The 19295-nt window shown below is 60.6% G+C and carries 19 protein-coding genes; 11 read left to right on the top strand and 8 right to left on the bottom strand.

All coding sequences use genetic code 11. The features are described from left to right. The first annotated feature begins 14 nt into the window (after positions 1-14). A complete protein-coding gene (locus tag PspS49_RS19130; RefSeq protein WP_160041025.1) occupies positions 15-941 on the top strand; it encodes a pyridoxal-phosphate dependent enzyme in 927 nt (308 codons plus the stop codon). A 3-nt stretch (positions 942-944) separates the two neighbouring features. Here PspS49_RS19130 and PspS49_RS19125 read toward each other — a convergent pair whose 3' ends face one another. Next, the gene (locus PspS49_RS19125; protein WP_007917296.1) at positions 945-1493 is read right to left on the bottom strand and encodes a cytochrome b; all 549 of its coding nucleotides are present in this window, start codon (positions 1491-1493) and stop codon (positions 945-947) included. A 384-nt stretch (positions 1494-1877) separates the two neighbouring features. Between PspS49_RS19125 and PspS49_RS29875 the strand changes: the two genes are divergently transcribed. Further along, complete coding sequence (locus PspS49_RS29875; RefSeq protein ID WP_238786294.1) at positions 1878-2444, top strand: hypothetical protein; 567 nt, start codon at positions 1878-1880, stop codon at positions 2442-2444. An 87-nt stretch (positions 2445-2531) separates the two neighbouring features. Here the strand turns inward: PspS49_RS29875 and phnX are convergent, their stop codons facing one another. Both phnX and PspS49_RS19110 read right to left on the bottom strand, forming a co-directional pair. After that, entirely contained in the window at positions 2532-3359 is an 828-nt protein-coding gene (gene phnX, locus PspS49_RS19115; protein ID WP_127929002.1) for a phosphonoacetaldehyde hydrolase, read from the bottom strand. 141 nt (positions 3360-3500) lie between these two features. Further along, positions 3501-4610 (bottom strand): 2-aminoethylphosphonate--pyruvate transaminase, encoded by a 1110-nt coding sequence (locus PspS49_RS19110; protein ID WP_127929001.1) that lies wholly within the window; start codon positions 4608-4610, stop codon positions 3501-3503. 112 nt (positions 4611-4722) lie between these two features. Between PspS49_RS19110 and PspS49_RS19105 the strand changes: the two genes are divergently transcribed. After that, positions 4723-5583, top strand: a complete 861-nt coding sequence (locus PspS49_RS19105) for a LysR substrate-binding domain-containing protein (RefSeq protein ID WP_160041021.1) — start codon at positions 4723-4725, stop codon at positions 5581-5583. 96 nt (positions 5584-5679) lie between these two features. Here PspS49_RS19105 and PspS49_RS19100 read toward each other — a convergent pair whose 3' ends face one another. Further along, positions 5680-6552: a LysR family transcriptional regulator gene (locus PspS49_RS19100; RefSeq protein WP_150652273.1), complete on the bottom strand. Its 873-nt coding sequence runs from the start codon at positions 6550-6552 to the stop codon at positions 5680-5682. A gap of 282 nt (positions 6553-6834) precedes the next feature. Between PspS49_RS19100 and PspS49_RS19095 the strand changes: the two genes are divergently transcribed. Together PspS49_RS19095 and PspS49_RS19090 are read left to right on the top strand one after the other, a co-directional pair. Next, positions 6835-8160, top strand: coding sequence for an MFS transporter (locus tag PspS49_RS19095; protein ID WP_007917286.1), 1326 nt, complete (start codon positions 6835-6837; stop codon positions 8158-8160). Between the two features lie 72 nt (positions 8161-8232). Next, positions 8233-9624, top strand: coding sequence for an FAD-dependent oxidoreductase (locus PspS49_RS19090; RefSeq protein WP_127928997.1), 1392 nt, complete (start codon positions 8233-8235; stop codon positions 9622-9624). A 38-nt stretch (positions 9625-9662) separates the two neighbouring features. Here the strand turns inward: PspS49_RS19090 and tssI are convergent, their stop codons facing one another. Continuing rightward, positions 9663-11060, bottom strand: a complete 1398-nt coding sequence (gene tssI / locus PspS49_RS19085; protein ID WP_160041019.1) for a type VI secretion system tip protein TssI/VgrG — start codon at positions 11058-11060, stop codon at positions 9663-9665. 221 nt (positions 11061-11281) lie between these two features. Between tssI and PspS49_RS19080 the strand changes: the two genes are divergently transcribed. Beyond that, positions 11282-11986 (top strand): YebC/PmpR family DNA-binding transcriptional regulator, encoded by a 705-nt coding sequence (locus PspS49_RS19080; protein WP_099756686.1) that lies wholly within the window; start codon positions 11282-11284, stop codon positions 11984-11986. A gap of 104 nt (positions 11987-12090) precedes the next feature. Here the strand turns inward: PspS49_RS19080 and PspS49_RS19075 are convergent, their stop codons facing one another. The 3 genes from PspS49_RS19075 to zapE all read right to left on the bottom strand — a co-directional run bounded on the left by PspS49_RS19075 (position 12091) and on the right by zapE (position 15933). Continuing rightward, on the bottom strand, positions 12091-13032 hold the full coding sequence (locus tag PspS49_RS19075) for a transposase (protein WP_108227338.1): 942 nt from the start codon (positions 13030-13032) through the stop codon (positions 12091-12093). Positions 13033-13272: 240 nt separating this feature from the next. Then, complete coding sequence (locus PspS49_RS19070; RefSeq protein ID WP_160041017.1) at positions 13273-14586, bottom strand: leucine-rich repeat-containing protein kinase family protein; 1314 nt, start codon at positions 14584-14586, stop codon at positions 13273-13275. A gap of 216 nt (positions 14587-14802) precedes the next feature. After that, on the bottom strand, positions 14803-15933 hold the full coding sequence (gene zapE / locus PspS49_RS19065; RefSeq protein ID WP_150751126.1) for a cell division protein ZapE: 1131 nt from the start codon (positions 15931-15933) through the stop codon (positions 14803-14805). A gap of 304 nt (positions 15934-16237) precedes the next feature. Between zapE and PspS49_RS19060 the strand changes: the two genes are divergently transcribed. The 5 genes from PspS49_RS19060 (at position 16238) to PspS49_RS19040 (ending at position 19262) form a co-directional block, all read left to right on the top strand. Then, positions 16238-16741: a spore coat U domain-containing protein gene (locus PspS49_RS19060; RefSeq protein WP_160042560.1), complete on the top strand. Its 504-nt coding sequence runs from the start codon at positions 16238-16240 to the stop codon at positions 16739-16741. A gap of 102 nt (positions 16742-16843) precedes the next feature. Further along, complete coding sequence (locus PspS49_RS19055; protein WP_160041015.1) at positions 16844-17377, top strand: spore coat U domain-containing protein; 534 nt, start codon at positions 16844-16846, stop codon at positions 17375-17377. Between the two features lie 20 nt (positions 17378-17397). After that, positions 17398-17934 (top strand): spore coat protein U domain-containing protein, encoded by a 537-nt coding sequence (locus PspS49_RS19050; protein WP_127928991.1) that lies wholly within the window; start codon positions 17398-17400, stop codon positions 17932-17934. A gap of 4 nt (positions 17935-17938) precedes the next feature. Then, positions 17939-18439, top strand: coding sequence for a spore coat U domain-containing protein (locus PspS49_RS19045; protein WP_122607800.1), 501 nt, complete (start codon positions 17939-17941; stop codon positions 18437-18439). A gap of 91 nt (positions 18440-18530) precedes the next feature. Then, positions 18531-19262, top strand: a complete 732-nt coding sequence (locus PspS49_RS19040; protein ID WP_238704417.1) for a molecular chaperone — start codon at positions 18531-18533, stop codon at positions 19260-19262. Positions 19263-19295 lie beyond the last annotated feature (33 nt).

Raw genomic sequence — 19295 nt, 5'->3', positions numbered from 1 at the left:
TCGAATCGCCGCCTATGCTTTTGCCTCCCTCCGATTGGCTACCCCAAGCCCCCCTCGAACACTTTCATCTGGACTGGCTGAACGCTGCCGGCATTGAAGTCGCCATCCTGCGCCTCGACCAGATCGACCCGCTGATCAGCGGCAACAAATGGTTCAAACTCGTCGAGCACTTCAAAGCCGCGGATCGCGCGGGTGCCGAAGGCATCATCAGTCTCGGTGGTGCTCACTCCAATCATCTGCACGCGTTGGCGGCGGCGGGGAAACGGCTGGGCTTCCAAACCGTGGGGCTGCTGCGCGGGCATGCGCAGGAAACGCCGACCGTGCAGGATCTGCAAGCCTTCGGCATGCAACTGCATTGGTTGGGTTACGGCGGCTATCGCGCGCGCAATGAACCGGGATTCTGGGCGCCTTGGCACGCGCAGTATCCGCAGTTGTATGCCGTGCCCGAGGGCGGTGGCGGCTTAACGGGGGCGCTTGGTTGTGCGGCCATCAAACAGCAGGCGCAGGCGCAATTGCACACACTGGGCTGGAGTGATTATCACGCTTGGTGGCTGGCCTGCGGCACCGGCACGACATTGGCGGGATTGGTGATCGCCGAAGCAGGGGCGCACCCGGTCTATGGTGCGCTGGCTGTGCCGGACGACCACGGCGTGGCGCCGCAAGTCGAGTCGATCCTGCAAACCGCAGGGCAGGGCAACGGGAGCTATGAACTGATCGACGCCAGCCGTGGCGGTTTCGCCAGGGTTGATCCGGCGTTGCATGAGTTCATCGAACTAACCGAGCAGGCCAGCGGCGTTCCTCTGGAGCCGCTGTACACCGGCAAGGCATTGCTGGCGCTCAAGCAGCAAGTCGAGGCGGGCAGATTCGCAGCTGGCACGCGGCTGATCTTCATTCATACCGGTGGTTTGCAGGGGCGGCGCGGTTTTATCGGCAACCCCTGAAATTCAACCGCGCTTGGGCATCATCCGCAGCAGGGTGTTATCGCGCACCACATAATGGTGATAGATCCCCGCCAGCGCATGTAGCCCGATCAGCCAGTAGCCAATCGTGGCAATGAGCACATGCCAGTACTCGACCTGTTTGGCGAAATCCTTGTTCTCCGCGACCAGCAGCGGCAGATCAAAACCATAGAACATCACCTGATGCCCTTCGGCGCTGGTAATCAGCCAACCCAGAATCGGCATGCTGATCATGAACAGGTACAACGCCCAGTGCATCAGCCGCGCCAGCACGGTCTGCCATTGCGGCGACGCGGGAAAGATTTTCGGCGCCGGGCCAATGCTGCGTGCGAGCAGGCGAAACCACACCAGCACGAACACGGTCAGGCCAAGCATGTAGTGCACTTCGCGGATCAGCGTGCGCCCGCCGCTGCCTTTGGGGAACAGGCCGCGTAGCTCCATGCTGGCGTACACCAGCACCAACAACACCAGCATCAGCCAGTGCAACAGGACCGATACGGTGCTGTAACGCGATTCTGAGCTTGTCCACGGCATAAGAAATTCCTCGGGATCGGAGTGCAATCAGGCCATCGTCACGGCACTTGTTTCACTGTAAACCTGCCGGGATGTTTTTGCCCGGAGCTCGTGATGTTTTTTGCAAGAAAGAAAAGTATTCAATGCCCGGTTTTGATTTGCTTGTTACTTGAAGTTAAGTTTTGTATGTGGTTTTGGCAGGTGTGACGTTGTGTTGTTTATATCTTGTGTTTACTTTTGGTTTGAGTGGTTTGTTTTAAGTGGTTATTGTCGGGTCGAATCTTTATTGGGTTGTTAAAGATTAAAAATATATTTTTAAAGTTGAGTATTAATATGAAAAAACCGATTTCGAAACCTCGCCCTTCTACTACAGTGCCAAAGCCAGTAGTTCCAACCAGGCCGGTTGTGCCGACCAAACCGGTAGCACCGACTAAACCGGTGCCACCGACCAAGCCAGTTGCGCCGACCAAACCGGTAGCGCCGACCAAACCGGTGGTACCGACCAAGCCAGTTGCGCCGACCAAGCCAGTGGCACCGACCAAACCGGTGGCACCGACCAAACCGGTGGCACCGACCAAGCCAGTGCGTCCGACCAGTCCTGCCACGCCGACCGAGGCCAAGCGCCCGCCAATGCCATGGCCGACCATTAACGTCAACGTCGATCCGGTGGCATTGATAACGCTAATCCAGACACTCGGTGCGACAGTCAATGTCGATAGTTCGACCACACTGCCTGACGGTAGTGTGATTGACGCCGATAGAACTTTAATCAAGCGTCCCGATGGCATCATTCAATATGAAGATGGCCGGGTAGAGTATCCGGACGGGCGAATCATCTGGCCGGATAATACCGTTGAATATCCGGATGGACGTATTGTTTGGGAAGATGGAACTGAACAGATGCCGGATGGAAGTATTAAACATCCCGATGGCCTGGCGTACGATGCAGAGGGCAATCTTGTTTCGGAGTAATTAATTGCCGAACGTTGTCCTGGGTTTATACAGCGCAAAAAAAACACCGCTGATTGTCATGCATCAGCGGTGTTTTCGTTTTCTGCCTCAAGCGTTTTGCGGCATCTCGCCGTTGGCCAGGCGCTTGTTGATGTCAGCAATCACTTCTGGCAAATCGGTGATGGTGTCGATCATGTAGTGCGGGCGCGAGCCTTCGAACAGCGCGTGAATACGCTTGCGTTCGCTGGCCAGCTCATCGCTGCCCAAAGCACGGAAACCGGCGTAATCCAGGCCCAGCGCATTGCCCGAGCAAATCAGCGCAACCGTCCACATCCCGGCGCGGCGGCCTTCAAGGATGCCCGGCACGGTATCGTCGATCTTCACGCACGCCGCGACATCGTCGATGCCCAGCGCGATCACGTTGGCCAGCGCCTGAGCCGGCCACGGGCGACCGTTCGGTACTTCGTCAGTGGCAACCACGTGGTCAGCGACGTAGCCGTTGCTGGCGGCCAGTTCGACGACCTTGTCCATCACTTGCTTCGGGTAGCCGGAGCAGGAGCCGATCTTGATGCCTTGCTGGCGCAGGTTGGCGATGGTTTCCAGCGCGCCGGGAATCAGCGCCGAGTGTTCGGCGATCTTTTCGATCTGCAGCGGCATGAAGCGGTTGTAGATCGCGGTGACGTCGTCATCGGTCGGCGTGCGGCCGAACGCCTTGCGATAACGCTCGGCCACTTGCGGCTGATCGCAGAGCGTGCGGATGTGATCCCACTTGCCCATGCCCATTGGGCCACGAGCTTCTTCGATGGAGACCTGCACGTCGAACTCGGCGAAGGCTTCGACGAAGATTTGCGTTGGCGCGAACGAGCCGAAATCGACCACGGTGCCGGCCCAGTCGAGGATCGCGGCTTGCAGCTTGTTTGGGTTTTCGTAGTTCATGGCAATCAAATTCCTGAGTTGAAATGCAATTCAAAAATGTGGGAGCGAGCCTGCTCGCGAAGGCGTGGTGTCAGTCGACATCTATGTTGTATGTGCGACCGCTTTCGCGAGCAGGCTCGCTCCCACAGGGATCGTGGTAATTCAGATTTCGAGGACTTCCATTTCGCGCAGCACTTCGCCGACCGCCGCCACGGCCTGGCGCATTTCGTCCGGGCTGACATGGCCGATGCAACCGACGCGGAAGGTTTCGACCTGGGTCAGTTTGCCCGGATAGAGGATGTAACCCTTGGCCTTGACCCGCTCGTAGAAATCCTTGAACTGATAACGCGGATCTTGCGGCGCATGGAACGTGGCAATGATCGGCGCCTGAATCGCCGCCGGCAGGAAACTGCGCAAACCGAGTTTGCCCATCTCCTCCATCAACGCCTGACAGTTGGCGTCATAACGCGCATGCCGCGCCGGCAAGCCACCTTCTTCGTTGTATTGCAGCAGCGCTTCGTGCAGCGCCGCGACCACGTGGGTCGGCGGGGTGAAGCGCCATTGGCCGGTTTTCATCATGTAGGCGTGCTGGTCGTACAGGTCCATCGCCAGCGAATGCGAATTGCCAGCGGCAGCGGCCAGCGCCTCTTTACGTGCGAAGACAAAACCCATCCCCGGTACGCCTTCCAGGCATTTGCCGGACGCGGCGATCAGCGCGTCGAACGGCACTTGTTGCGCATCCACGGGCAGTGCGCCAAAGGAACTCATGGCATCGATAATCAGGCGTTTACCGTGTTGCGCGACGACCTGGGCAATCTCCGGCAGCGGATTGAGAATCCCGGTGCTGGTTTCGCAATGGATCAGCGCGACGTGAGTGATGTCGCTGTCGGCGCGCAGCAGACGGTCGACGTCGGCGGCGGTGGTCGGTTCGTCTTCAGCGGTTTCGAAGGTGCTGAACGAGCGGCCGAGTACTTCGCAGATCTTCGCCAGACGCTTGCCGTAGGCGCCGTTGATCAGCACCAGCACTTTGCCGTCACGTGGCACCAAGGTGCCGATCGCCGCTTCAACGGCGAAGGTGCCGCTGCCCTGCAATGGCACGCAGTGGTGAGTGGCGGCGCCGTTGAGGATCGCCAGCAATTGTTCGCAAAGGCTGGCGGTCAGTTGATTGAAACGGTCATCCCATGACCCCCAGTCGACCATCATCGCCTGGCGGGTGCGGGCCGAAGTGGTCAACGGGCCGGGAGTGAGCAGGATGGGTTCGGCGATACTCATTCGTGTGTCCTCGGATTGCGCTGTGGGATGAAGCTACGGGGCATACGTTGCAATTCGCCGTTGCATCAATCAAATTGTTTGTTGTTATGCCAGCCATCAGCGAGAGTTATTCATGAACCTGTTCCAGCTTCGCGCGTTCGACGCCGTGGCCCGTGAAGGCAGTTTCACCCGGGCCGCCGCGCGCTTGTTTATTAGTCAGCCGGCGGTCACCGGGCACATCAAGGCGCTGGAAGAGCACTATCAGATCACCCTGCTGCGGCGCACCGCGCGACGGGTGGAACTGACCGAGGAAGGCACCAAACTCGCGGCGATCACCCGCGCGATGTTTGGCCTCGCGGAAGAGGCGCAGACGATGCTCGAGGCCAACCGGCAGCTGTTGACCGGACGGCTGGAAGTGGCGGCGGACGGGCCGCACATGGTCATGCCGATGCTCGCCAGCCTGCGCGCGCGGTATCCGGGGATCACGGTGAATCTGCGCTTGGGCAATGCCCAGGAAACCCTCGCGGCGTTGTTGTCGGAACACGCCGATGTGGCGGTGTTGACCGAAGTCGAACCGCGCAAAGGCCTGCATTTGCAAGCGTTGAGCGAATCGCGGATTTGCGCGCTGGTGCCGGCGGGGCACCCATGGGCGATGCGGGTCGGTGAAGTGAAGCTCAAGGAACTGGATCAGGTGATCATGGTGCTGCGCGAGCCGAGTTCGATCACCCGGCGTACGTTTGATCAGGCGTGCGCGCAGGCGTCGATCCATCCACGGGTGTTGCTGGAGCTCGATAGCCGTGAGGCGGTGACCGAAGCCGTCGCGGCTGAGTTGGGCGTTGGCGTGGTGTCATCGGTTGAGGTTAGTCATGACCCGCGGGTGGTGGCGATTCCGATTGTCGGGGCTGGGCTGGTGAATCGGCACATGATCGGCTGCATGGAACGGCGACGGGAATTGCGCCTGATTCAGGCGTTCTTTGGCCTCGCGCCAACCTGATAAACCGTGGTGCTCCCTTCGCGAGCAGGCTCGCTCCCACAGGGATATGCATTCCAAATGTGGGAGCGAGCCTGATCGCGAAGGGGCCATCATGGTTCACACGAGACTGTCGCGAACCATATCGAGGAACGTCGACACCACCCGTCGATTGCTCTGCTCACGCAAACACACCAGCGTTTCCGTCAGCCGTCGCGTGCAGTCGATAATCGGCAACGCACACACCCGCGAATCCGCGCCAAACTCTGCTGCCGAAACCACGCCGACACCAATCCCGACCACCACCGCCTCGCGCGCCGCTTCCCGTCCTTCGACCTGAATCGCCGGGCGAATGCGAAACCCGGCCCGGGCCATTTCCTCTTCCAGCGTCTGCCGCGTCACCGAACCGTGTTCACGCAGCACCAGCGGCGTGTCATCCAGATCTTGCAGGCAGATCGATTCGCGCTCGGCCCACGGATGATTGCGCGAAACGAACGCCACCATCGGATCGTTACGCAATGGAACGCACAGCAAGCGTTCATCGCTGACATCACGCCCGAGCAACGCCAGATCGGCCTGATAGTTGAACAGGCGAAACAGCGATTCGTCGGTATTGCCGGTCTCGATCTTCACGCTGATCCCCGGATAACGTTCGCAGAAACGCGCGATCTGCGGCAGCACGTGCACCGGCGCATCCACTGCCAGAATCAGGCTGCCGGTTTGCAGGGCCTGGGATTCCTGCAGCAATTCCTGCGCTTCTGCTTCGATCACGAACAGGCGTTGGGTGATCGCCAGCAAGCGCTCGCCGAGATCGGTCAGGCGCACGGAACGTTTATTGCGGTGAAACAGCAACACGCCAAAACGCTCCTCGAGTTTGCGCACTTGGTCGGATATCGCCGGTTGCGTGAGAAAAAGGCGCTCGGCGGCTTTGGTGAAGCTTCCATGCACGGCCACGGCGTGGAAGGCTTTGAGTTGGGCGTGGGACACCGACATGAAGTCACCTGATCGATAAGTCAGTAACAAGCTGAGCTTATGTGTGAAATACGATAAATCGATTTTATTTATTAAACAGTAATTGCTTTGATCGCTTCACGCCATCGCTGACTGCCCGTTCGGGCAGCGCGGTTGGCCATGAGCCTGGGCGTGCAACAGCAGGACTCATCTGACCGGTATCGCCGTAGGGACGGGGTGATATCGCAGTGCTCAACAATAAAAACACAGGCGTTTTTCTTAACGATTCTGCCGGCACACTCACACCCTGAGGTCAGAACCACCATGAACAAGCACATCGGCACCATTGCGCGTTGGCGCGTGCAGATTTTCGCGATTACCTGGCTGGCGTACGCCGCTTTCTACTTCACCCGCAAAGCGTTTTCGGTGGCCAAACTGGGCATCGCCGAAGACCCGACCTTCATGCTCGACAAGATGGCCATGGCCAATCTCGATGCGATCTATCTGGCGGCTTATGCCCTCGGCCAATTCACCTGGGGCATGCTTGCCGACCGCTTTGGCCCGCGAGTTGTCGTGCTCGGTGGTTTGTTGATTTCCGCAGCCGCGGCGTTGGTGATGGGCAGTTTCGCCACGCTGCCGATCTTCGCTACGTGCATGTTGATTCAGGGCTTGGCGCAGTCCACCGGATGGTCGGGATTGTGCAAAAACCTCGGCAGTTTCTTCCCGTCCCAGCAGCGCGGGCGGGTGCTCGGGCTGTGGAGTTCCTGCTACGCCTTTGGTGGTCTGGTGGCGTCGCCGTTCGCCGGCTGGTGGGCGTACACCTTGATGGGCACCTGGCACGCGGCGTTCATTTCCAGTGCGGTGGTGGTTGCCGTGGTGGCGGTGTTGTTCTTTATCTTCCAGCGCAACAAACCGGAAGACGTCGGTTTGCCGGCAGTCGAGCCGGAACCGGAACTGACGGCGGAAGAAACTGAAGCCAATAGCAAGCTCAGTGTCTGGGAGCCGTTAAAGGAAATCCTGCGTAACCGCACGGTGCTGGTGCTGGGCCTGGCATATTTCATGTTGAAACCGGCGCGTTACGCGATTCTGTTGTGGGGCCCGGTGATTGTCTTTGAACAGATGCCCAGTGTCGGCAAGGTCGGCGCGGCGATCATTCCCACTTCGTTCGAACTGGCCGGGTTGCTCGGGCCGATCCTGATCGGGCTGGCCTCGGACAAACTGTTCGGCGCCCGCCGTATGCCGGCCTGTGTGTTGAGCCTGTTGGCGCTGACCGTGACGCTGGCGCTGTTCATGGCTGCGTTGCAGAGCGGCAGTGTGTTGCTGGTGGTCGCATTGTTGTTTGTCATGGGCCTGACCCTGTACGGCCCGGATTCGATGATCAGCGGCGCTGCTGCGATCGACTTCGGCAAGGCCAAGGCTGGGGCCACCGCTGCCGGTTTCGTCAACGGCTGTGGATCGGTGGGTGCGGTACTCGGTGGTTTGCTGCCGGGTTACTTCGACTCGGTGACAGTGTTCATCGTCTTCGCCGGTTGTGCGCTGTTCTCGGCGCTGGTGCTGATTCCGCACTGGAACAGCCGCCCGGTCGGCGTGATGGAACCGCGTGCCTCAATCCCCAATTGCCCGCTGACGATCAAACCCCTGCGTTCCTGAAACCCTGTGCCTCGCGGCTTGCTGCGACGCTCGCGGCAAGCTGTGCCGTGGCCAACTGACTGGAGAAACCCCATGAGACCGTTTTGGCTGGAGCAGGCCTTGCAGGCCGATACGTCTGAACCCTGCCCGCCGTTGCAGGGCGAGGTCCGCACCGATGTGTGCATTGTCGGCGGCGGCTATACCGGGTTGTGGACGGCAATCATGCTCAAGCAGCAGAACCCCGAACTCGATGTGTTGTTGATCGAAGCGGACATCTGCGGCGCCGGCGCCAGTGGGCGTAATGGCGGTTGTGCGCTGTCATGGTCGGCGAAATATTTCACCCTTGAGCGCTTGTTTGGTGTTGAGGAGGCGGTGCGTCTGGTCAAGGAATCGGAACGCAGCATTCACGCGATCGGCGAGTTCTGTGAGCAGTATGGCGTCGATGCCGATTACCGGCTCGATGGCACGCTGTACACCGCGACCAATCGCGCGCAGGTCGGCTCGACCGACGCCGTCATCGCCGCACTGGAACGCAATGGCATCAACTCGTTCACCCAGCGTCCGCTCGCCGATGTGCAGCGCATGGCCGGTTCAGGCAAGCATCTGGAGGGCTGGTTTTCGCCGGCAGCGGCCAGTGTGCAACCCGGCAAACTGGTGCGCGGCTTGCGTCGGGTGGCGCTGCAGCTGGGCGTGAAGATCCACGAAAGCACCGCGATGACCGGGCTGGAGGAGGGCCGTCCTGCGCGCCTGCAGACGCCAAACGGCAGCATCGTTGCCGATCGCGTGGTGCTGGCGATGAATGCGTGGATGGCCCGTGCCTTCCCGCAGTTCGAACGCAGCGTGGCAATCGTTTCCAGCGACATGCTGATCACCGAGCCGCGCCCGGATCTGTTGCAGGAAATCGGCCTGACCAGCGGCGTGACGGTGCTCGATTCGCGGATTTTCGTGCACTACTACCACAACACCCCGGACGGTCGGATCATGCTCGGCAAGGGCGGCAATACCTTCGCGTTTGGTGGGCGCATGCTGCCGGTGTTCGATCAGCCGTCGCCGTACGCCGGCCTGCTCAAAAGCAGCCTGGCGGACTTCTTCCCGGCCTTTGCCGACGTGAAAGTCGATGCCACCTGGAATGGCCCGTCGGATCGCTCAGTCACCGGATTACCGTTCTTCGGCCAGATGAGCAGCGCGGGCAATGTGTTTTACGGTTTCGGTTATTCGGGCAGCGGCGTCGGCCCGTGCCACATGGGCGGGCAGATTCTTGCCGCCCTGGTGCAAGGTCTCGACAACCCGTGGACGCGCTCGCCGCTGGTCAACGGGCCGCTGGGGTATTTCCCGCCGGAGCCGATCCGCTACCTCGGCTCGTTGATGGTGCGCAACGCCATCCGCCGCAAGGAGCGCGCCGAGGATCATGGGCGGCGACCTCGGCACCTGGATGTGCGTCTGGCGAAATTCGCCGCAGCGGCGGGCAAGGCTGACAAAGCCTGAAGCACTGCTGACTGATGCAGGAGCAGCCGCAGGCTGGATCAGCGGGCGTCGCTATTGAACAGCCAGTCCAGCAATAAGCTGTTGTCGCGCGCGGGCGGTGGCTCGCGAGGCGTAGGGTTGCGTGAGTTGCCCAGGCACAGAATCGGTCGGTCTGGATCGCTGTCGAGGAAACTCACCCACACTTCGCTGCCGGTGCAGGGCAATTCGTCCTGTGCGATTCGGCGATGGGTCCGGGTCATGGCGATGGGCAGCCAGATCGCGTGGTGATCAAGCGTGTGCTCGGTATCCGACGGCCACAGGCGCACGGCGACTCGGCCCTGGTCATCGAGTTGCGCCGGTTGCCCGGCAGGCCCGAGCACCCGGGCCAGGTGATAGCCGGCGACGCTGGGCCGGGGTTGTCTGAGCGCCGGGCGAAAGTCGGATGACCAGGGCTGGGCGCTGAAGTCGTTGTGGTAACGATGGACGTTTGGGCCAGGGTCAAGAATCGACGGATGCTGCCCGTGATGGCGCAGGGCGGTGAGCCGCCATTGTTCATTGAAGTGGCTGACCGGATGCGCCGACACTTGTAGCAGGTGCCCACTGAGCAAACCGACCCGGTCACTGCGGCCGTTGATCGTCCGATGCTGACCGCGTTGCCTCTCCAGATGTCGACGGCTGCGTTGTTCGTGGTGACGTTGTTCGAGGGAGGGTATTGGCGGCAGGGCGGTCGCCGTGCCGTGGTTGGCGGCATCGTCACGGCTTGTCTGCTGCCCTCGATTGCGCACGGTATGCAGCGTGGCGATGGGCGCGGCGTGATGGTGCTGAAACAGCGCACTGACGCAGGGTGACGGTGTTTGCTCGCACACTTTGAACGGCAGCAGCGCCGGCATTTGCGGCAGGCTCAGGCTGTCATCGGCAAACACGACAACGTGACCGTCGACCCGGTGTTCGAAGTGATAGTGAATGCCTTCTTCTTCACAAAGCCTGTCCAGCAGCGCCAGATCGCTTTCTTCGTACTGGATGCAAAACGGCCGGGCCGGGTATTGACCGACGGTCATTTCAATCCGGTAACCATTAATGGGCAGGGCATTTTCCGTGAGCAATTGCTGGAGAATCTGCGGCACGCTCAGGTGCACAAACACCCGCCGCTTGCTCGGTTGGGCCAGCCTTTGCAGACGTGGCACCAAGGTCAGTCGATAGCCGATCCGGTGCGTGCCGCGATGTTCGCAACTGGCACTGTCGATCATGCCGTGAACCCCATGATGATCGTCCAGACGCAAAAAGGCCGGTTGGTGCAGGAATGTACCCGGCGCCATGGCGGGCGCGAGGCCGATCAGTTCGATGTCGAAACGGTAAGGCTGGTTGAGCGCTTCTTCGCCTTGAAAACGCAGCACCGGCAGGCTCAGGCCGCTGTCGGTCAGGGTCAGGGTAAAAGGACTTTCCTTGTCATTGAGCATTCGAACAGGCTCTGTCAGGCAATACGGGCCTGAGAGGGTACGAAACCACAGCGCTGAATGGTCATGTCAAAGCCGTTTTTCAGAATCCCCCTACAAGCTCTAGTGAAGATGTCGATTCTGCATTGCATTTTTTTGGTCGATTGCCGACTTTAGGCCGTATAAACTTGGCGCCACGCGTCGGCCAATAGATGTCTCGGCGCCACAGATCAAGAGAGTGAGTAATGGGCGCACAGTGGAAGGTTAAACACAAAGAAGCGGCAGCTAACGCCAAGGGCAAGATCTTCGGCAAACTGGTGAAGGAAATCACCATCGCTGCCCGCAACGGTGCCGATACCACCACCAACGCACACCTGCGTCTGGTGGTCGAACAGGCCAAGAAAGCCTCGATGCCAAAAGAAACCCTGGATCGCGCGATCAAGAAAGGCGCCGGTCTGCTGGGTGAAACCGTGCAATACCATCGCGTCACCTACGAAGGGTTCGCCCCGCACCAGGTGCCGCTGATCGTCGAGTGCGTGACCGACAACATCAACCGTACCGTCGCCGAAATCCGCGTAGCGTTCCGTAAAGGCCAACTGGGTGCCTCAGGCTCCGTGGCCTGGGACTTCAACCACGTCGGCATGATCGAAGCCTCGCCGGACACCCCGGACGCCGATCCGGAAATGGCCGCGATTGAAGCCGGTGCTCAGGATTTCGAGCCGGGCGAAGACGGCGCGACGCTGTTTCTGACCGATCCTACCGATCTGGATTCGGTGCAGAAGGCGCTGCCAGAGCAAGGTTTCACCGTGCTGTCGGCCAAGCTGGGTTACCAGCCGAAGAACCCGGTCAGCGGTTTGAGCGATGAGCAGATGGCTGAAGTTGAAGCGTTCCTCGAAGGCCTCGACAACCATGATGACGTGCAGGACATGTTTGTCGGCCTGGCGGGCTGATCTGTTTCTCCAGTGATGCCTCAGCGCTGGCAGGCTAGCTCCCACAGGGGATTTGTGAACGCCACAGATCCAGTGTGGGAGATTCTATGGTTGAGGGGAAGCCCTCAACTGACTTTTGTCTGATATTCGCTTTGCCCTTTCAGCAAGGCGAATACCACCCGAGCAAGTTTGCGAGCCAGCATCACCAACGCCTGCGTGGTGCTGAAACCCCGTGCTCTTTGGGCTTCGTAAAACCCTTTCCAGGCTATCGTACGGCTAGCCGACATCGCTGCGTTGTGCAAAAGTCGGCGGGCCTCGGGGTCTCCGCGCTTGGTCAAGCTGCGGCGACCGTCCTTTTGCCCTGATTTCGATACCCGTAAATCCATGCCCAGGAAGGCGATAAACGCATCCGCGTTGCTAAATTCCCCCCGCTGAAACGCCGTGAGCAGGCGCGCTCCGGTCAGAAATCCAATGCCCTCAACTTTCAGGCAACGCTTCAATTGGCCGAGCAAACCGGCTTGTTTGAGCTGATCGTTGATCGTCTTTTCGATCATCGTTTCAAGCCGCTGCATGGATTTTATTTGTTCAGCAAAAGCTGCCTTCAACAGCGGCTCATTCGACCAGCTCTGCACCAGGCCGACCCTTGCCTGGACCAAAGCCGCGCGGCGGCGGAAAAGGCTCAGGAGCTGGCGGTACAGCGGTGATGGCGGGGTCCAGGGGCGCAACTCCTCGGCTTCGTTCTTCAGGTAACGGGCCAGCAACTTGGCGTCCAAGGCGTCGGTTTTGGCGCGGATCTTCACGCCTTCGCGGTAATGTTTGAGTTCATAGCCGCCCACCATGTAAATCGTGCAACCGGCCGCATAGGCCAAATCAGCGAATTCCAGGTGGTAGATGTTGGTTGCCTCAATGGCAATAGACACGGGGCCGAGCAAGGCCTTCAGCCACTGCTTGATGGATGTTTTGGTGTTGGGAATCGCTTCAAGCAGATCGCTATCGGCCTGATAAATCACCAGTTCATTTTTGGCGACATCCACGCCAACGATCGGATTTGATAGAGCGACTGGCATTGCCACAGGATTTCCTCCGGGATAAGGTTTGAGCACTTGAAGGGCTCACCCAGAGGCGCAGGCTTGTTCCTATCGTCGGTCTAGCCAGATGCATTCTTTATCGGCGCTTGGGTGAAAGGAGGAGGGGCGAAATCTCCCACGGTCTGTGCTGCGTCAACAGTCAGAATCGAGCCTTGTCCCTCCTCCTCCCTTCAAGTCCTACCATACAAGCTAGCCTGCCAGCGATTGACCGCGCAGCGGTCACAGATCTTCAAGTTGCTTCATGACCTCAGCAAACCCCGGCCGCGCCAGCACATCCGCCTGACAGCAACGTCGCTCCAGTTCCTCAAGAAACCGACGCCGCTCATCACTCAACCCCGAGTCGATGCGCGCCAGCAATTCCCCGAGCAAAATCCCGAACGCACGCACTTCGATGCGTTGCAACGCGCGCGTTTCTACTGTGTCGGCGACTGCATGGAACGACGCCCCGCCAAAATCCCCAAGCAGGCAATCGCCGCGCTCGTTCAGCAGAATGTTGTGCCCGTAGAGGTCGCCATGGGTGATGCCTTGCTGGTGCAAGTGATCGGCTGCCGAAGCGATGCCTTTGGCAATGTTCAGCGCAACATCGGCGCCGAATCGGCAATCATCGGCATACACATCTCGCGAGCAGGATGCCAGGCTTGGCAGATCGGCGAGGTTGCTGAACGACGGATCGATCAGTTGCATCACCAATCCCTGCTGGCCCTGGGGATGGTCACTGATGCGCCCTTCGATGCGGATCAGATTGGGATGAAGACCTGCGGTGATGCAGGCATTCATTTCGTGCAGCGGCGAGCCGTCGCTGGTCATTTCACCCTTGTACAGTTTCACCGCGACCGGCGTCACTGAGCCATCGTCGCGCTGCCAGCTCGCCCGGGAAATCACCCCCGAGGCGCCTTCACCCAAGCGTTGCTCCAGACGCAGCGCCGACCAGGGGATTTGCGCCGTCGCCTGCAGCGCGGCGGCGTCCGCCTCGGTTTCCAGCGGGTTACCGGCGTAGGCCAGCCAGCTCAGGCTCGGCAGCGCGAGCAGCCACTGCGGCAGTTCGGTCAGGCGGTTGGCGGAAATGCGCAGCAGCTCCAGCCTATGGCTGTTGCTCAGGGAGGGCGGCAGCGTTTGCAGACGGTTGCCGGACAGCATGAGTTTCTGCAGGGCAGGACGTTCACCCAGTTCGTTCGGCAGGTGTTCGATGCAGTTGTCGGTCAGGATCAGCCAGCGCAGCTGTGGCGGCAAGGCAGCACCGGGTACGTTGACGATGCGATTGGCCCTGAAACCGATCATCGTCAACGCCGCGCATTGGCCGAGGCAGGCCGGCAGTTCAGTGAACGGGTTGTCGGAACAGAACAGCACGCGCAGGCGCGTCAGACGGTGCAAGTCATCCGGCAGACTGCTCAGGGCGTTGCCGCTGAGGTTGAGGATTTCCAGCGTGTCGGCCAGGTCGAAAATCTCGCGCGGGAATTCGGTCAGGCCACAAGACAGGTCCAGTCGCGTGATGCCCGACAACTCGCCGGCGCGTAATTGAGCAAGGGTGTGCATGTTGGTGTTCGCTATTGATCAGTGGAGCGACGCTGGGGCGCTGAGGATGGGCGACATGATAACGGCAATACCCGGATTTGAAATTGGGTAGGTGGCGAAACTTCAGATGCCTTTTGTGGGAGCGAGCCTGCTCGCGAAAGCGGAATGTCGGCCTCTTATGTATTGACTGACACCCCCGTCTTCGCGAGCAGGCTCGCTCCCACATGAGCTGTGTGGTCAGTCGTTATCGTGTATCTCTTGCAATTGCCCCAACCGGCTGCGTGTGCGCGCCAGGTCAATGGCATGGCCGTCGAGGCTTTCACGCAACGGCAGTCGACCGAGCAGCGTCAGGTGTTTGTCCTGGTCGTACAGCACGTCGATCAGGTTGATGAAGCGTTGTTGCGCAGCGATCGAGCACTCTCCCAGCTCGGGTAGATCATCAATGATCCAGCGGTCGAAACGTCGACACAGTTCCAGATAATCCATGACCGCCGTCGGCTGTTCGCACAGATCGCTGAAGGTAAAACCGACACGCCGTGCGTCACACAACCGCGCCTGAAACTGTCGGGTGCCGACCGCTAACCTGATGGCTGGCGCATCTGCAGGCGGCAGCTCCAGCGCGGCGCGTTGTGCGGGCGTGGCGGGCCACACGTAATGCCCCTGAGTGAATATCTGCTGCGCAGAGTGGCGTGTGTGACTGCGGTAATCATGCGGGCCGCCGACTTCCATCACTTGCATGTGCGCGTTGATCAGCTCGATCACCGGTTTGAAACGGGCGTGATAGAGCGGATTGGGTAGCAGGCCCTCGGGCGCATAGTTGGAGGTCACCAGCAGCAGAATCCGCCGTTTGAACAATGCCTTGAACAGCCGGGTGATGAGCATGGCATCGCCGATGTCATGCACATGAAACTCGTCAAAACACAGCACCCGACAATCCTCCAGCAGTTCGTCGAGGGTCACGTCGAGGGCATCGTCCTGCGCGCGATGGCTGAACATGCCTTGATGCAATTGCGCGAAGAACTGATGGAAATGCAGGCGTCGTTTCTGGGTGATCGGCAAGGCATGAAAAAAACCGTCGAGCAGCCAGCTCTTGCCACGTCCGACGGCACCGAACAGATACAGGCTCGGCGCGGTTCGGCTACTGGCGCCAAACAGCAGACTGGCCTGTTGCGCCATGCAATCGATGACGTGCTGCTGGCTGTGGCTGAGGGTGTAGCCCTGAGCGCTGGCTTTGTGCCGGAAGTAATCGCGGATCGACTGGGCACTGGCGTCATGCCCGGCGCTGGCTGGTAAACCCTTGCCGAACCAGCGGCGCAACGCCGGCCAGCGCTGGGTCAGTCGCGATCGTTTCGGCGGTTGGGCAGGCACTGTGGGCGTCTCCGTATTCGTAGAACCGGCTCCCGGAAGCGCGGCGACGTAGTGTAACCAGACGCCGAGTTCGCCAGCCACCGCGACGAATCGAGAGTGGGCGGTTATTGGACGATTTTGTCTGGTGCGTACAGCTATTTTTAGCGAGTTGGCCCGACCACTTGCCAACCTTTCGAAACATATCCCGGGCGATCCATGGATCCAATCGACTGGCGGAATCGTCGACCGTTGCTAACCTCAATCACAGAAACGACGTCGCAAGCGATCGCTGACAAGGAACGGCGCAGTGAAAGTACAGGTGGTCATGGGATTGCTGGGTGTGCTCGTTGCGCCCGTCTATGCGGCGGATCTTCAGGTCGAAGTGCGCGTTGACGTGCAGCGTGGCTGCCAGTTGATCGGCCAGCAGCGTGGCGCCGGCATCGAGCAACTGGGTGTGCTCGACTTCGGCAGCACCTCGCGCCTTGACGACCCGGCCGGGCCATTGGGCGCGGCGTTGACCAATCAGCGCCTGCCACGGCTGGAGTGCAACCCGGACACGCCGTACCAGATGCGCGTCGACGGTGGTTTGCATGGCGGGGTCGGTGAAGTCCGCTACATGGCTGGTTCGACGGGCAGCAAGCCGATTCCGTACCGCTTGTATCAGGACGCGGCCAGGCGGGTGCCGCTGGTGGTGGATGTGCCGGTCAGCGGGCGGGTGCCGGACAGCGGCACCGTGGAATTACCGTTGTACGCGCGGATCGAGCCGCTGGCCGAAGTGCCACAGGTCAGCCGTTACTCGGATCTGGTCAAGGTGACGGTCACCTGGTGATCACGGTTTCAACAGGCACCCGGTGGACGCGGGGCGTGCAAGGAAGGCGTTCGATGACGAGCGCGGTGGATGAGTCACCATCAAGGAGCAGGGACGGACGCAATGACAGGCAAGCTTTGGATGGTGGTCGTAGCAGGGACGCTGGTATTGCTCGCCGACGACGCGCAAGCGGCGATGAGCGGGCAGATCAATGCGCGGCTGATCCTGATTGCCGGTTGCGAAGTCACCAACAACAGCAGTCCCGCCAGCCCGGTCAGCAACCTTGGTACCCTCGATTTCGGCCTGCAGGGGCCCACTTGGAACGCGCCGATCAAGGCCAGCCTCGATGGCGACAGCAGCGGCAAGCTCAACGTCGCCTGCAATCCGTCGGTCACCGGTTTCACCGTCACCATCGATGGCGGCACCCACGGTGACGGCAACACCCGGCACCTGAGCAACGGCCGCCAGACCATTCCCTATCAGCTGTTCGTCGATCCCTCCGGCGCCCGGAGCTACAGCATCGGCCAGCAACACAATTTCGCTGTCACCAGCGCTGCGCAGATACCCATTCCGGTATTTGGCTCGGTGGTGGCGAATACCCGCGCGGTGCCGGCAGGGGTCTATACCGACACCCTGACGGTGACGCTCGACTGGTAACCCCGTAGAGGACGGACACCATGCGTACGTTTGCATCAAGGATAGGTTTGTCACTGTTCGGCCTGGCGCTGGTTTCCAGTGTCAACGCCGCCACCACGGTCACCGGCCAGATCACCTCCAGCCTGATTCTGATCAGCAGTTGTCAGGTTAACGGTGCCGGCGGTTCGACCGGGCTGAACTTCGGTGCGTTGAACTTCGGCACCGCCAACAGCCTGTTCACCACCGCCACCGGGCAAGTGCTGGGCGGTGGCGGCGGAGCGCTGTCGATTCTCTGCTCCAGCGGCACTACGCCGACGGTCAAGGTGCGCGCCGGTTCCCATGATGGCATGTCGCCGGGCGGCACCCGAGCGTTGTACGACGGGGTGGCCAATTACGTGCCGTACGACTTGTACACCGACGCCGGGCACTCGCAACTGCTGGCGATTGACGGGACGATCAACCTCGCCGCCAGCACCGGCGTTGCGCAGACGGTGAACCTCTACGGTCAGGCGGTGGGCAAGGCCGGTTTGCCAGCGGGGACTTACACCGACACCGTCGCTGTTGAACTGACGTTCTGATGCCATGCGTCGTCATGGCTGTGCCGCGCTGCTCCTGCTCTGTGCGGGGAGTGCGCCGCTGCCGCTGACCGCCGCGACCAGCCAGAGCTTTCAGGTCAGCGCCACGGTCACCGCGGGATGTCTGGTGGTGGGCGGGGTGTCGAACTACGGCGGGCTGAATTTCGGTTCACGTTCAGCGTTGGCCACCGGCACGGTGCAGGTCGCGCTGACGGGGGGCGTGCAATTGCAATGTACGCCGGGCGTGACCTTGAACATGAGCGTCGATGGCGGCCAGTACAACAACAGCGGCCGGCACATGCAGGTCAACAGCGGCAGTGCGCGGGTGGCGTATGCGCTGTTTCGCGATGCGGCCTACAGCCAGAGCCTGGGCATTGGCCAGAGTGTGGCGGTGGCTTACAGCGATGCGAACAATATCAGCCTGCCAATCTACGGTCAGGTGCAGTTGCCGGGCAATCAGCCTGGGGGGACGTACAGCGATGTGTTGCAGGTGCAACTGTCGTGGTGAGGCGAAGTCAGGATTGCCGACAAGGAGCAGGTTTATGCAGTGTTACACGTCAGGGCGTTCGCTCGGGGTTTGCGCGATAGCGGCCTTGCTCATGCTGGGGATGAATTCTGTAAACGCTGCAAGTTCGGTGCTGATCTGGCCGATCGATCCGGTGCTGGAAGCTGATCAACAGGCCAGTGCGCTGTGGCTGGAGAACCGCGGCAGCGAAACCGCCAATCTGCAGATCCGCGTATTCGGCTGGAGCCAGAGCGGTTTCGCGGAGCAGTACCAGAATCAGCGCGACGTGATCGGCAGCCCGCCAGTGGCGAAGATCGAACCGGGGCAGAAGCAATTGGTGCGTCTGACCCGGACCAAAGAGGTGCCGCCGGGGCAGGAACTGGCCTACCGGATCATCATCGATGAAATTCCTTCCGCACAACCAGCGAGCGCTGACGGTGGCAAAACCGCTGCGGCGATCCGTTTCCAGATGCGTTACTCGGTGCCGCTGTTTGCCTATGGCGCCGGGCTGTGGAGCAAAGAAGACAGCACTCGCGCACGAGATCCCAAAGGCGTGGGCCTGCCGCAGTTGAGCTGGCGCACGGTGGCCGTGGACGGCAAGCCTTATGTCGAGGTGCGCAATCAGGGCGCGGTGCACGCGCGGCTGACCGACGTGGCCATCAAACAGGCCGGGCAGAGCAAACCGTTGGCCGAAGGGCTGTTGGGCTACGTGCTGCCGGGCGCAGTGATGCGCTGGCCGGCACCGGCGGCGCTGTCGAATGAGTCGGCGTTGCAGGTGCGGGTCAATGGTGCGGCGCAGGTGCAGAGCATTACGCCGGCCAAGTGAGTGAGTCGTCGCGCCAACATCTGGCGGCGGCTA

Source organism: Pseudomonas sp. S49 (assembly GCF_009866785.1).
In the GTDB taxonomy this organism is placed as follows: Bacteria; Pseudomonadota; Gammaproteobacteria; order Pseudomonadales; family Pseudomonadaceae; genus Aquipseudomonas.
The sequence above is the reverse complement of the archived record's forward strand: the minus strand, read 5'-3'. Positions and strand labels throughout refer to the sequence as shown.